Here is a 13924-nt window from a genome sequence, read left to right on the forward strand (position 1 = left end):
GTGGGGCGCCTCCCCTTGGTCACACAACGGACATTTACCCCACGCTGCACTACATCCGACTTTCCTTAGTAAACGGCGACATTGCTTACGCCCCCCGGTGTTTGTTTCTGTGGAGCAACCGCAAGGCACCAAGCCCTGCACCCCCCTGCCTCCCACGGAAGGTTCCGTTTTGACCGCCACGCTCCTGCGCCGCATCGCCACTCCGAAGAAGGCCATCGCCGGCGTCACCCTCGCCGCCGCCACGACCGGTTTCCTCTTCGCATCGGCCCCGGCCCAGGCCGCGTCGACGTCGGGTTCGGCGAAGGCCATCGCCCAGCAGAAGATCTCGAACTCGGCGGAGTTCAGCTGCTTCGACAAGATCGTGTCCCACGAGAGCGGCTGGAACCCGAACGCGACGAACGCCTCCACCGGCGCGTACGGCCTGGTCCAGGCGCTTCCGGCCAACAAGATGGCGTCCTCCGGCTCCGACTGGAAGACGAACCCGGAGACCCAGATCGACTGGGGCGTCAAGTACATGAACGACCGCTACGGCAGCGCGTGCGGCGCGTGGGCCCACTGGCAGTCCAACGGTTGGTACTGATCGCCTCCGGCGTTCTACCGGTTGCATCCGCTGCGGCGGTTTACATCAAGCCCCTGCGGCGATTGGGCAGGCGGAGTCGTGGTTGAGCCCTCGGGGCTCCGCCCCGGACCCCGCTCCTCAATCGCCGGAGGGGCTTGATTTGCTCACCCGCACCGGAGGAGCTTGATTTGCTCAGCCGGCCAGAGGCACCCGAAGGATCACAGCCGCTGGATGATCGTGCCCGTCGAGAGCGCTCCGCCCGCGCACATCGTGATCAGTGCGAACTCCTTGTCCCTGCGCTCCAGTTCATGCAGCGCCGACGTGATCAGCCGCGCCCCCGTCGCCCCCACGGGGTGACCGAGGGCGATCGCCCCGCCGTTCACGTTGACCTTCTCCAGGTCCTGCTCGAAGACCTGCGCCCAGCTCAACACCACTGACGCGAACGCCTCGTTGATCTCGACGACGTCGATGTCCTTCAAGGTCATCCCCGCCTTGCCGAGCACCGCCCGCGTCGCGTCGACCGGCCCGTCCAGGTGGTAGTGCGGGTCCGCTCCCACCAGCGCCTGCGCGACGATCCGCGCCCTGGGCCGCAGCTTCAGCGCCCGCGCCATCCGCTTCGACGCCCACATGATCGCGGACGCCCCGTCGGAGATCTGCGAGGAGTTGCCCGCCGTGTGCACGGCCGTCGGCATCACGGGCTTGAGCTTCGCGAGGCCCTCCATGCTCGTGTCGCGCAGCCCCTCGTCACGGTCGACGAGCCGCCACATGCCCTGCCCCGCGGCCTGCTCCTCCTCCGTGGTGGGCACCTGCACCGCGAACGTCTCGCGCTTGAACCGCTCCTCGGCCCACGCGGTGGCGGCCCGCTCCTGGGATATGAGGCCGAGCGAGTCCACGTTCTCCCGGGTCAACTCCCGCCTGCGCGCGATGCGTTCGGCCGCCTCGAACTGGTTGGGAAGGTCCACGTTCCACTCGTCGGGGAACGGCTTGCCGGGACCGTGCTTCGACCCCGACCCGAGCGGCACCCGTGACATCGCCTCGACGCCACAGCTGATCCCCACGTCGATGACGCCCGCCGCGATCATGTTGGCCGTCATGTGCGAGGCCTGCTGCGAGGAGCCGCACTGGCAGTCGACCGTCGTCGCGGCCGTCTCGTACGGCAGGCCCATCGTGAGCCACGCCGTGCGCGCCGGGTTCATCGACTGCTCGCCCGCGTGCGTGACCGTGCCGCCCACGATCTGCTCGACGCAGTCCGGCTGGATGGCGGTGCGGCCGAGGAGTTCCCGGTACGTCTCGCCCAGCAGGTAGGCGGGATGCAGATTGGCCAGCGCGCCGCCGCGCTTGCCGATCGGGGTGCGTACGGCTTCGACGATGACGGGCTCGGCTGCCATGACCTACGTCCTCTCCAGGATTCCCGGACCAGCGCGACCAGAACTGGACGAACCGCACGACGGACCCCGTGCGCACGAAACTAGAACGCGTACCAGTTCTGCTTGCAGTCTCATGGCCCTTACCCCCGGTACGCAAGGGGCGTGCACGCACAACGCACCGAACCGACACGACCGGGGGCCTTGCTACTTCTAGAACCCGTTATTACCTTCACAGCCACAACTGACGGATCGTCAGACCACCACGGGAGTGACTCCATGCCGTGCCCCGCGCTGCCCGACGGGTTCGACTTCACCGATCCCGACCTCCTCCAACACCGCATACCGCACCCGGAGTTCGCCGAGCTCAGGCAGGCCGAACCGGTCCGCTGGATCGAGCAGGAACACGGCATCTCCGGCTTCGACGACTCCGGCTACTGGGCCGTGACCCGACACGCGGACGTCAAATACGTCTCCACTCACCCGGAGATCTACTCGTCGAACATCAACACCGCCGTGATCCGCTTCAATTCGTCGATCGAGCGCGACCAGATCGACGTACAGAAGATGATCATGCTCAATATGGACCCGCCCGAGCACACCCGGGTGCGCCAGATAGTGCAGCGCGGGTTCACGCCGCGCGCCATCCGGTCCCTGGAGGAGAAGCTCCGCAACCGGGCCGGCGACATCGTCGCCAAGGCGGTCCAACAGGCGGGCCCCGACGGCTCGTTCGACTTCGTCACCAATGTCGCCGTCGAACTGCCGCTGCAGGCCATCGCCGAGCTCATCGGCATCGAGCAGAAGGACCGCTCCAAGGTCTTCGACTGGTCCAACAAGATGGTGGCGTACGACGACCCGGAGTACGCGATCACCGAGGAGATCGGCGCCGAGGCCGCCATGGAGATCGTCGGCTACGCGATGAACCTCGCGGCCGACCGCAAGAAGTGCCCGGCCAAGGACATCGTGACCCAGCTGGTCGCGGCCGAGGACGAGGGCAACCTGTCCTCCGACGAGTTCGGCTTCTTCGTGATCCTGCTCGCCGTCGCCGGCAACGAGACGACCCGCAACGCCATCACCCACGGCATGCACGCCTTCCTCACCCACCCCGACCAGTGGGAGCTCTACAAGCGGGAGCGGCCGAGCACCACGGCCGAGGAGATCGTGCGCTGGGCGACCCCTGTCGTCTCCTTCCAGCGGACCGCCACGCAGGACACCGAACTCGGCGGCCAGAAGATCAAGGCGGGCGACCGGGTCGGCCTCTTCTACTCCTCCGCCAATCACGACCCCGAGGTCTTCGAGAACCCGGACACCTTCGACATCACCCGCGACCCCAACCCGCACCTCGGCTTCGGGGGCGGCGGCCCGCACTTCTGCCTCGGGAAGTCCCTGGCCATCCTGGAGATCGACCTGATCTTCAACGCGCTGGCGGACGCGGTGCCGGATCTGCGTCTCGCGGGTGATCCGCGACGCCTGCGCGCGGCGTGGCTGAACGGAGTGAAGGAACTTCAGGTCGCCGCTGCCGGGGCCCCGACAGCACGTACGTGAGGCCGAACCCGGCCCCCACCACGACCGCCCCGCCCACCGCGTCGAGCACCCAGTGGTTCCCCGTCGCCACGATCGCGGACAGCGTGAACAAGGGGTGGAGAAGGCCGAGCGCCTTCATCCACCCCCTCGGCGCGAGGGCCACGATGACGACGCCGCACCACAGGGACCAGCCGAAGTGCAGCGAGGGCATCGCCGCGTACTGGTTGGTGACCGCGGTCAGCGTCCCGTAGTCCGGCTGGGAGAAGTCCTGCACGCCGTGGACCGTGTCGATGAAGCCCAGCGTGGGCATCAGGCGCGGCGGCGCGAGCGGGTACAGCCAGAAGCCGACGAGGGCCAGGACCGTCGCGAAACCGAGGGAGGCGCGCGCCCAGCGGAAGTCCGTGGGGCGGCGCACGTAGAGGACCGCGAGGACGGTCAGCGGCACCACAAAGTGAAAGGACGTGTAGTAAAAATCGAAGAAATCGCGGAGCCATCCGACCGATACGACCGCATGGTTCGCCCAGCGCTCGACGTCGATGTGCAGGAACCGCTCCAGTGAGTACACCTGCGCCCCGTGCTCCTCGGCTCGCTCCCTGCTGCCCGCCGCGACGATCCTGACCTGCTGGTACGCGAAGTATCCGACGCGGATCAGGAGCAGTTCGAGCAGCAGGTTGGGGCGGGAGAGCGCGCGCCGCCACACCGGCAGCAGGGGCACCCACGCCCAGCGCGCGGGGACCGGCTCCGGATAGGCGGTGGGACGCGCGGCGCCGAAGGCCGGGTCGGTGCGCCGCAGGAAGGGCACGGCGCAGGCCGCGGCGAGCACGGCGACCAGGACGAGGTTGTCCCGCAGCGGGGCGAGCACCGGCAGCTTCGGCAGGATCGCGGAGGCCGGGAGCGTCATCACCAGCACCACGGCGACCGGCCACACCGCCCGGTCGGCGGTCTTGGCCCCCATGCGGCCGACGACCGCGAACAGCACCCACAGGAGCTGGTGCTGCCAGGTCGTCGGGGACACCGCGACCGCGACACAGCCGGTGACCGCGACGGCGAGCAGCAGCTGCCCGTCGCGGGCGTACGCGATGGAACGGCGCAGGCCGAGCACGGCCACGGCGGCGCCGAGAGCCAGGAAGAGGGCGATCTCCAGCGGCCCCGACAGGCCCAGGCGCAGCAGCATGCCGTGCAGCGACTGGTTGGCGACGGCGGCCGGATCGGCGGCGAGCCCGGCGCCCGCCACATGATGCACCCAGTACGTCCACGAGTCCTGCGGCATCGCGAGCCACGCGACGCCGGTGCCCGCCGCGAAGGCGGCCCCCGTCGCGGCGGCGGCCCGTCTGCGGCCCGTGAACCAGAGGAGCGGGGCGAACAGCAGCACCGTCGGCTGGAGCGCGGCGGCGACGCCGATCAGGGCGCCGGACACCGCCTGCCCGCGCACCGCGAAGCAGCCGAGCAGCACGAGCAGGACCGGGAGGATGCTGGTCTGGCCGAGCGTGAAGGCGTTGCGCACCGGCAGCGACAGCATGAGCAGGCTGATCGCGACGGGCGCCGCGAACTGCGCGGTGCGCCGGGACACCGGCCGCGGCAGGGCGTGCGCGGCGACCACGCCGAGCGCGACGACCAGGGCCAGCGAGCCGAACGTCCAGCCCCAGCCCAGCGCTTGCTCCGCCGCGCGCGCGAGCGGCTTGAGGACGAGCCCCGCGAACGGGGGCCCGGTGAACCGGTCGGGCGCGTCGTACAGCGAGCCGCTGACGTGCAGCACCCCTTCGGGGCCGATCCAGGTCTCCAGATCGGTGAGGCGCTCGTCCGGAGGTGCGCTCAGCACCGCCACGAGTTGACGCGCGCCGAGCACGGCCGCGATCAGCCACAGGCCGGCGCGCAGCACGCCGAGCCGCCCCGTCACCGGATCCGTGGATCCCGGCGCCACTCCTCCGCGCTCCGCGTTCGCCACGCCTTTCGGACCTCCCGCTCAATCGGCCGGTTCACCGACATACACCGCACTCCCGGTAAGACGCAGGCAACTGCTCCTTCACCTGTCTGTCCACCGGGATTTGACGGATAGGCAGTGTCTTCGGCCACTTTGTCCCAGCCTTCACACGTGCGGTTCCGCGACATAGATCACAAGAATTTGCATCAGCACCGTGCGAAGGCTTCGACGTTTCCCCAGGCCGGAGGGGGTTTCCTCGCGTAGAGGAGTTAACTGAACACTACCCGTTACGGGCGAGGGCGCCCCTATGGTCGATGCGTCGGCCGTTCCGCGTGAACGGCCGTTGCTCTTGTCCCCGACGAAAGGAAGGCGAAGGACCCGTGTCCAGCGCTACTTCCATCGCCCCCGATACCAGCGGGTCCTTCGCCGCCACGAAGGACCGCACCTCATCCGAGCCCACCACCACCGACCCCGCGCTGGTCAAGCGCGCGGTCAAGGCGGCAGCCCTCGGCAACGCGATGGAGTGGTTCGACTTCGGCGTCTACGGCTATCTGACCGCGACGCTCGGGCACGTCTTCTTCCCCGCGGCATCGAGCACGGCCCAGGTCCTGTCGACGCTGGGCACCTTCGCCGCCGCCTTCCTCGTGCGCCCCATCGGCGGCGCCTTCTTCGGCCCGCTCGGCGACCGCATCGGCCGTCAGCGCGTCCTCGCCATCACCATGATCATGATGTCGGCGGGCACCTTCGCGATCGGCCTGATTCCGTCGCACGGCGCCATCGGCATCTGGGCGCCGGTGCTGCTGATCGTGGCGCGCATGGTGCAGGGCTTCTCGGCCGGTGGTGAGTACGGCGGCGCCTGCACGTTCATCGCCGAGTACGCGCCCGACAAGCGCCGCGGCTTCTTCGGCTCGTTCCTCGAGCTCGGCACCAACGCCGGTTACGTCGCCGGTGCCGCGCTCGCGACGGTGCTCACGACGACGATGGCCACCGACGACCTCTACAGCTGGGGCTGGCGCCTCCCGTTCCTGATCGCGGGCCCGCTCGGCCTGGTCGGTCTGTACGTCCGGATGAAGCTCGAGGAGACCCCGGCGTTCAAGAAGCTGGCGGACGAGGCCGAGGCGAAGGAGAAGTCCAACCCGAAGCCGAAGCTGAAGGAGATGTTCGTCGGCAACGCGAAGCCGATGTTCCTGTGCATCGCGCTGGTCCTGGTCTTCAACGTGACCGACTACATGCTGCTCTCCTACATGCCGACGTTCCTGAGCGAGGAACTGCACTACGACGCCACGCACGGCACGCTGATCCTCATCGGCGTGATGCTGCTGATGATGGCCGTGCAGCTCCCGATGGGCCTCGCCAACGACCGCTTCGGCCACCGCTGGGTGATCGGCATCGGCTGCGCCGGCTTCCTCGCGCTGTCAGTCCCCGCCCTCCTGCTGATCCAGCAGGGCTCCACGTGGGCGATCGCGCTCGGCCTGGCCGCGCTCGGTCTGCTGCTCGTCTCCTTCACCTCGTCGATGCCCTCGACGCTGCCCGCCCTGTTCGACACGAAGGTCCGCTACGGCTCGCTCGCCGTCAGCTTCAACCTGTCCGTCTCGATCTTCGGTGGTACGACGCCGCTGGTCGTGGCCTCGCTCATCGCGGCCACGGGCAACCTGATGATCCCGGCGTACTACATGATGGCCGCGGCCGTCATCGGCGGTATCGCGGTGTGGCGCATGAAGGAGTCGGCGGGCAAGCCGCTGCCGGGCTCGCCGCCGGCGGTGTGACGCACGCGTAGTCCTTGAAGAGCGGGCGGGTCCGGAGCGGTGAACATCCCTCCGGACCCGCCCGCTTTCGCGTTCCCGCTGCCTACGCTGACGGCCATGACGACTCAACCGGCACACCCTGAGCCCGAGTCCGCGGCCGCCGTCGACGCCTACCTCGCAGACCTCCTCGCCCCCGCCGACGAGGCCCTGGCCGGGGCCCTCGCCGACAGCGAGGCGGCGGGGCTGCCCGGCATCAACGTCTCGGCCACCAACGGAAAACTGCTGCACCTGATCGCCCGCGTCCAGGGCGCCCGCCGGATCCTGGAGATCGGCACGCTCGGCGGCTACAGCACGATCTGGCTGGCCCGCGCGCTGCCCGCCGACGGGACGCTGATCACCCTGGAGCACAGCGACCGGCACGCCGAGGTGGCCCGCGCCAACATCGCCCGCGCGGGCCTGGACAAGGTGGTCGAGGTCCGGGTCGGCGCGGCGCTCGACTCACTGCCCGGCCTCGCCTCCGAGGGCCGGGACTTCGACCTCGTCTTCATCGACGCGGACAAGGTCAACAACCCGCACTACCTGGAGTGGGCGCTGCGGATGACGCATCCGGGCAGCGTGATCGTCGTCGACAACGTGGTGCGTGGCGGGCGCGTGACGAACGCCGGCTCCACGGAGGGCGACGTCGTCGGCACCCGCGCCGCGCTCCAGTTCCTGGCGGACCATCCGAGGCTGGAGGCGACGGCGATCCAGACGGTGGGCGCCAAGGGACACGACGGCTTCGCGCTGGCCTACGTGAGTTCGTGACAGAAACCGACGTGCACGCTGCGCGGCCCGCTCCGGTCGGCCACGAGCACCTCGCCGGAGGAGCCGCGCGGCAGCGCCAGCACGCCCCCGTACGAGACGGCTTGTCCCATCTCCTGCTGCCCCCGGCCCTGCGGACCGAACCGGACCCGTACCTCGGACGCGGGGTCGTCCTGCGAGCCGCGCAGCCAGAACAGGACCCAGTCGCCCTCCGGGCCGCACCGGAACTCCAGGTGCACCCGCGACACGAACAGCCAGTCCTCGGGCGTGACGAGGCGGCACACGCCCGCGTCGCGGCCGACCCGCAGCACCTCGCCCGGCTCGCTGCGGGCCTCGGCCATGGCCATCGCGGCCGTCGCCCCCGAGTCGTCACCGGCCATGGTGGCCATGGTCAGTTCGAGCACCGCACTCCCCCCACCACCGTCGTGCCTACGTGGCTCGCAGCCTAGAGCGCCGCGAACCGCTCTGGGACACTTGGTTCATGACCGAACGCAAACCGCCCGGAGTCGGCTTCGAGTCATTCGTGGACAAGCAGATCCGCGACGCGGAACGACGCGGCGACTTCTCCTCGCTGCCCGGCGCGGGCAGGCCGCTCGATGCCTCGGCCGACTCCACGTACGACGAGAACTGGTGGATCAAGGGAAAGCTGGCCCGTGAGGGCTTCTCCGTCCTGCCGCCCTCGCTCGCGCTGCGCAAGGAGGCCGAGGACACCCTGGCGGCGCTGCCGAAGGCGCCGTCGGAACGGATCGTGCGCGACAGGCTCGCGGAGCTCAACGACAAGATCCGCGACATGATGTTCAAGCCGCCGCCGGGTCCGCCGCTCGGCCTGAAGCCGTACACGGCCGACGAGGTCGAGGAACTCGTGCGGGAGTGGCGGTCGGCGCGGTCGGGGCGCGAGTCGGCCTGAGAGGTCGCTGAGGCACGATGGACGCATGAGCATCGTGAAGATCAACGCACTCACCGTCCCGGACGAGCAGCGGGAGGTCCTCGAGAAGCGCTTCGGCGCGCGGGCCGGAGCCGTCGAGAGCTCCGACGGCTTCGAGTGGTTCGAGCTGCTGCGCCCGATCGAGGGCACCGACCAGTACCTCGTCTACACCCGCTGGCGCGACGAGGCCGCCTTCCAGGCCTGGATGGAGGGCCCCATGAAGGCGGCCCACCAGGGCCCGCAGGACGGCGACCGCCCGAAGCCGGCCGCGAGCGCCTCCACGGTCTGGTCCTTCGAGGTGGTCCAGCAGGCGGCCCCGAAGCGGTAGCACCTCCGGCGCCCTCACCCGGCCCGTGCTGCGGCCCCGTCGTCCCGACGCGGCGTCCCGACGCGGCGTCCCGACGCGGCGTTGGGAGCCCGGAGCCCGGAGCCCGGAGCCCGGAGCCCGGAGCCCGGAGCCCGGAGCCCGGAGCCCGGAGCCCGGAGCCCGGAGCCCGCGAGGAGCGTCGCCCACTTCCCACCCACCCGCCCCCTCCGGGGGCTCCCGCCCCAGCGGGGGCGGGGTCCCGGCGGGGGCGGGGTCCCAGCGGGGGCGGGGTCCCGGCGGGGGCGTCCCGAAGCGCGAGTCCCGGCGGGCGGGGTCCCGGCGGGGCCCTATGGGGGGCGGGCCCCCATAGGTAGAAGCCCAGAAGACCTCCAGAACCGGGGCATGCCCCCGGAAACATGCGTGCTCCCGGGAGCAGGACACGGCCCGCCGGGCGTGAGCCCAGAACAAGAGGGGCCCGCCAGGCGCGGAACGCCGAACCGCCAGACCACCAGCCGCTCAGGGCGCCGAACCTCCAGCCCACGGAGTCGGCCGCCAGGCGCACCGCATCCGCCCGCCGAGCGCCCGGCGTCCGCCGGTCATGGGCACGGCGACACCGGCCCGAGGCCCGGCAACCACCGCCACGGAACCAGCGACCACCCACCCGCAGCCCGGCAACCACCCGACGCACGCACAGCGTCCACCCACCCGAGGCCCGGCAACCACCCGCCACGGACACAGCGTCCACCCGCCCCCGCCGAACACACGGCACCCGCCCGCCGCGCACACGGCACCGCCCGCCGCCCGGCGGCCGGCCGCGCCACCGGGCACCCCGCAGCGGTACGCCGCGAGGTGCCCGGTGGGGGTGGCTCAGAGCTTCAGCAGGCGTTCCGCCGTCTCCCGGTAGTCCCGGAGGGCCAGGCGGAGGCGTTCCGTGTCCTCCGTCGAGCCCTGCCAGGACGTGCGCAGGGTGCGGCGGTGGCTCGCGAGGGTTTCGGTGAGGCGGGCCGTCAGGTCCTCCAGGACGTGGTCGGCCTCCTCCACCGAGGCGCGCGGCTCGTCGACGAAGCCGGAGAGCGCGTGCCGCAGCCGGCCTTCGAGTTCCTGGCGCTCGCCCGTGGGGACGAGGTCGCCGCGCCGTTCGCGCGCGATCCCCTGGTCGGCCGCGGCCGCACTGCCGGGATCCGGTCCGATCCCCTTGTCCGCCCCGGTCGGCCTCTCCGGGTGCAACGCGACCCCCTCGTCGTCCGCGACCCGCCTCGTGGGGGCCGCCGACCTCTCCGGGTCCACCGCGATCCCCTTGTCGACGCCGTCCGCCGCGGCGCGTTCGATGTCCGTCATGGGACTCAACTCCCCTTCGCCAGGCGGCCCTTGAACGCGCCGGGCCGCTTGTGTGTCGGGCGGGGCGCGGTGCGGGCGCGGGCCGTCGCGCGGTCCGGGCCGACCAGTTCGTCGAAGAGTGGCCGCGCCTCGACCATGGCCTCGCGCAGCTCCTCCGTCCCGGTCCCGCTGTCCTGCGTGTGGCCGGTACGGGCGTGCGCCGCGCGGTGCACGCGCCGGTACCCGTGGACGTGCGGCCCGTGGTGGACGGAGAGCGCGTCGAGCTGCTCGTCGTAGTGGGCGCCGTCCGGGAAGCCGCGTTCGTGCGCCAGGTCGCCGAGGAGCAGATCGGCCTCGGCGACGGCTTCGTCCGGGGACTCGACGAAGCGTTCCTGGGCGTCGGCCCAGCGCGCCAGATAGCGCTCGCGGGCGACGGGTTCCAGCGGCCGCTCGCGCAGCGCACCGTGCCGCTTCACGCGCTCGGCCAGCTCCCGCTCCGCCGCCCTGGCGTCACCGTCGTGCCGCGCCACGGTCCGCTCGTACTCGGGCCCGAAGCGGCGCCGCAGGCCGCGCCCGCCACGGGGCCCGGTCCGCGCGACGAAGATCCCCGCCGCGACCACGACGACGAGCCCCACCACGATCAGAGCGATGATCAAGCCTGTGGACATGACTGCCTTCCCTCAACTGTGGCTGTTCCACGCCGGGTTGCCCCGCCCGACGGGCTGAAACAGATCCGAACCGGCCACAGCGAAACCCGGTTGCGTCCGCCCGCCCCACCGGCCCCACCATGTCCCATGAACACCACGTCCTGGACCGTCTCCCCCGAGCCGTACGACTCCCCCGCGGCGACCGCGCTCTGGCGCGCGTACTACACGGAGATGAGCGACCGCTGGTACCTGCTGCACGAGGGGCACGTCACGGACCCGGTCGAGCTGGAGCGGGAGATCGCCGCCGAGTCAGGGAGCGAACTGGCGCCGCCGAGCGGCCGGTTGCTGCTCGCCCGGTACGCGGGGGAGCCCGCGGGGACGGCCGGCGTTCGGCTCGTGGCCGCGGACACCGCCGAGCTCACGCGCGTCTACGTACGCGAGGAGCTGCGCGGCAAGGGCGGCGCCGCGCTCCTCGTCGCCGCGGCCGAGGACGCCGCCCGCGCGCTCGGCGCCAGCGCGATCCGCCTCGACACCCGCGGCGACCTGGTGGAGGCCCGGGCCCTGTACGCGCGGCTCGGTTACGCGGAGACGGCGCCGCACAACGCCGACACGTACGCCGAGCACTGGTTCAGGAAGCCGCTGGCGCCGTCCCGGCCCGCGCGTGCGGCCGCTCCGCGTCCGAGCCGCACATCTCCGCGTTGAGGTCGGCGACCAGCTCGACGAGGTCGCGGGGCCGGTCCGGGCCCCACCAGTCGCCGAGCAGTTCGGCGAGGGACTCCTCGCGGGCCCGCCCGAGGCGTTCGGCGACCACCCGGCCCTCGTCGGTGAGGATCAGGTCGGGGCCCTCGCGCACGGCGAGGTGGCGCTCCTCGACCTGCCGGGCCGCGTCGAGGATCACGGGCAGCGGGATCGCCGTGTACTCGGCGAGGACGCCCGGCTCGGCCCACCCGTTGCGATGGGTGCGCAGGACCAGCCAGCTCGCCGCGGGCAGCAGGTCGTAGCCGGCCCTCGCGGTGATCTTCTCGTACACCTCGCGGCGCCCCTCGCGGCTGCCGAGCGTGGACAGGGCGCGCACCGCCTCGTCGTAGGAGGAGCGCTCGACGGGGTTGCTGGCGAGCGTCTCGGTGACGTCGGGCGCGGTGACCGAGCCGCGCAGCGGGTCCTCGTGCAGCAGCAGCGCGAGCGCGAAGGCGAGCAGCGTGACCGGGACGGCGTACAGGAAGACGTCCGTGATGGACGTGGAGTAGGCGTGGATCACCGGTGCCTGCAGATCCGGTGGCAGGGAGGCGATGCCGCGCGGGTCGGCGCCGAGCGAGTCCGGGGTGACGCCGGGTGGCAGCTGCCGGCCTGCGAGGGCGTCGCCGAGCTTGCTCGCGAGCTGGTTCGCGAAGATCGTGCCGAAGATCGCCACACCGAACGAGGCGCCGATGGACCGGAAGAACGTGGCGCCCGATGTGGCCACGCCCAGGTCCTCGTACGGGACGGCGTTCTGCACGATCAGGACCAGGACCTGCATGACGAGGCCGAGGCCCGCGCCGAAGACGAAGAAGTACAGGCTCATGATGCCGGTGGCCGTGTGCTCGTCCATGTTGTGCAGGAGCAGCAGCCCGATCATGGTGATGGCGGTGCCGGCGACCGGGAAGACCTTCCAGCGCCCGGTGCGGCTGACGACCTGCCCGGACAGCGTGGTCGACAGCAGGATGCCGAGGACCATCGGCAGCATGTGCACACCGGACATGGTCGGCGTGACGCCCTGCACGACCTGCAGGAACGTCGGCAGGTACGTCATCGCGCCGAACATCGCGAAGCCGATGACGAAGCTGATGACCGCCGACAGGGTGAAGGTGCGGACCCGGAACAGGCGCATCGGCAGGACCGGTTCCGCCGCCCTGAACTCGACGAACACGAAGGCGACTCCGAGGAGCACACCCAGGATCGCGAGCCCGATGATCTGCGGCGAGCCCCACGCCCACGTCGTGCCGCCGAGCGAGGCGACCAGGACGAGGCAGGTGGCGACGGACGCAACGAGGAACGTGCCGAGGTAGTCGATGCGGTGCTTGCGGGCGTGGACCGGGATGTGCAGGGCCGCGGCGATCACGAGGAGCGCGACGACGCCGATCGGCAGGTTGACGTAGAAGACCCAGCGCCAGCTGAGGTGCTCGGTGAACAGGCCGCCGAGCAGCGGCCCGAGGACGCTCGTCGCGCCGAAGACCGCACCGAACAGGCCCTGGTACTTGCCGCGTTCACGCGGCGAGACGATGTCGCCGACGATCGCCATGGACAGCACCATCAGGCCGCCGCCGCCGAGTCCCTGCAGCGCACGGAAGCCGATCAACTGCCCCATGTCCTGCGCGAGTCCGCACAGCGCCGAGCCCACCAGGAAGATGACGATGGCGAGTTGGAACAGCTTCTTGCGCCCGTACTGGTCGCCGAGTTTCCCCCACAGCGGGGTCGCCGCCGTCGCGGCGAGCATGTACGCGGTGACGACCCAGGACAGATGTTCCAGGCCGCCCAGATCGCTGACGATGGTCGGCAGGGCCGTCGACACGATCGTCTGGTCGAGCGAGGCCAGCAGCATGCCGAGCAGCAGTGCGCCGATCGACACGAGGACGCCGCCGGACTTGGCGTTCTCCTTGGGCGCGGCGGGCGCTCCACGACCGCTGTCTCCGGGCCCCACGGCGTCGATGTCCTGGCTGCTCATGGCCACCTCCGAAGCCGGCCCGGCGTGGACTGAGCCGGGTGCTTGGTACTTCCCATCCTGGTAGGTGTGACCAGGTTTGGCCTGTTGAGTCATGCGGCGCACGAAGTTTTGCG

At 71.0% G+C, this 13924-nt stretch carries 12 protein-coding genes and 1 pseudogene; 7 read left to right on the top strand and 6 right to left on the bottom strand.

Annotated features, from left to right (window positions below; all coding sequences use genetic code 11):
- Window positions 1-169: 169 nt before the first annotated feature.
- Window positions 170-580, top strand: coding sequence for a transglycosylase SLT domain-containing protein (locus ACFV9W_RS07885; protein WP_385756688.1), 411 nt, complete (start codon window positions 170-172; stop codon window positions 578-580).
- A gap of 197 nt (window positions 581-777) precedes the next feature.
- Here ACFV9W_RS07885 and ACFV9W_RS07890 read toward each other — a convergent pair whose 3' ends face one another.
- Window positions 778-1947, bottom strand: a complete 1170-nt coding sequence (locus ACFV9W_RS07890) for a steroid 3-ketoacyl-CoA thiolase (protein WP_385756690.1) — start codon at window positions 1945-1947, stop codon at window positions 778-780.
- 255 nt (window positions 1948-2202) lie between these two features.
- On the opposite strand from ACFV9W_RS07890, the gene ACFV9W_RS07895 reads away from it, so the two are divergent.
- The gene (locus ACFV9W_RS07895; protein WP_385756691.1) at window positions 2203-3468 is read left to right on the top strand and encodes a cytochrome P450; all 1266 of its coding nucleotides are present in this window, start codon (window positions 2203-2205) and stop codon (window positions 3466-3468) included.
- A 13-nt stretch (window positions 3469-3481) separates the two neighbouring features.
- Here the strand turns inward: ACFV9W_RS07895 and ACFV9W_RS07900 are convergent.
- Window positions 3482-5392, bottom strand: a pseudogene (locus ACFV9W_RS07900) (bifunctional glycosyltransferase 87/phosphatase PAP2 family protein); the annotation flags it as partial.
- 356 nt (window positions 5393-5748) lie between these two features.
- Here ACFV9W_RS07900 and ACFV9W_RS07905 point away from each other — a divergent pair.
- The gene (locus tag ACFV9W_RS07905; RefSeq protein WP_385756693.1) at window positions 5749-7134 is read left to right on the top strand and encodes an MFS transporter; all 1386 of its coding nucleotides are present in this window, start codon (window positions 5749-5751) and stop codon (window positions 7132-7134) included.
- A gap of 96 nt (window positions 7135-7230) precedes the next feature.
- Window positions 7231-7917 (top strand): O-methyltransferase, encoded by a 687-nt coding sequence (locus tag ACFV9W_RS07910; RefSeq protein WP_385756695.1) that lies wholly within the window; start codon window positions 7231-7233, stop codon window positions 7915-7917.
- Here the strand turns inward: ACFV9W_RS07910 and ACFV9W_RS07915 are convergent.
- A complete protein-coding gene (locus ACFV9W_RS07915) occupies window positions 7902-8318 on the bottom strand; it encodes a hypothetical protein (RefSeq protein WP_385756697.1) in 417 nt (138 codons plus the stop codon). The two genes, ACFV9W_RS07910 and ACFV9W_RS07915, sit on opposite strands and share 16 nt — an antisense overlap.
- A 77-nt stretch (window positions 8319-8395) precedes the next feature.
- On the opposite strand from ACFV9W_RS07915, the gene ACFV9W_RS07920 reads away from it, so the two are divergent.
- Both ACFV9W_RS07920 and ACFV9W_RS07925 read left to right on the top strand, forming a co-directional pair.
- Entirely contained in the window at window positions 8396-8821 is a 426-nt protein-coding gene (locus ACFV9W_RS07920; protein WP_385756699.1) for a DUF1992 domain-containing protein, read from the top strand.
- 25 nt (window positions 8822-8846) lie between these two features.
- The gene (locus ACFV9W_RS07925; RefSeq protein ID WP_385756701.1) at window positions 8847-9167 is read left to right on the top strand and encodes an antibiotic biosynthesis monooxygenase family protein; all 321 of its coding nucleotides are present in this window, start codon (window positions 8847-8849) and stop codon (window positions 9165-9167) included.
- An 846-nt stretch (window positions 9168-10013) separates the two neighbouring features.
- Here the strand turns inward: ACFV9W_RS07925 and ACFV9W_RS07930 are convergent.
- Window positions 10014-10484, bottom strand: a complete 471-nt coding sequence (locus tag ACFV9W_RS07930) for a hypothetical protein (RefSeq protein WP_385756703.1) — start codon at window positions 10482-10484, stop codon at window positions 10014-10016.
- 5 nt (window positions 10485-10489) lie between these two features.
- Entirely contained in the window at window positions 10490-11131 is a 642-nt protein-coding gene (locus ACFV9W_RS07935) for a hypothetical protein (RefSeq protein WP_385756704.1), read from the bottom strand.
- Between the two features lie 126 nt (window positions 11132-11257).
- Between ACFV9W_RS07935 and ACFV9W_RS07940 the strand changes: the two genes are divergently transcribed.
- The gene (locus ACFV9W_RS07940; RefSeq protein WP_385756706.1) at window positions 11258-11812 is read left to right on the top strand and encodes a GNAT family N-acetyltransferase; all 555 of its coding nucleotides are present in this window, start codon (window positions 11258-11260) and stop codon (window positions 11810-11812) included.
- Here ACFV9W_RS07940 and ACFV9W_RS07945 read toward each other — a convergent pair.
- Entirely contained in the window at window positions 11739-13811 is a 2073-nt protein-coding gene (locus tag ACFV9W_RS07945; protein WP_385756708.1) for a DHA2 family efflux MFS transporter permease subunit, read from the bottom strand. The genes ACFV9W_RS07940 and ACFV9W_RS07945 overlap by 74 nt on opposite strands.
- Between the last annotated feature and the right edge of the window lie 113 nt (window positions 13812-13924).

This window comes from Streptomyces sp. NPDC059897, assembly GCF_042730865.1.
GTDB lineage: Bacteria > Actinomycetota > Actinomycetes > Streptomycetales > Streptomycetaceae > Streptomyces.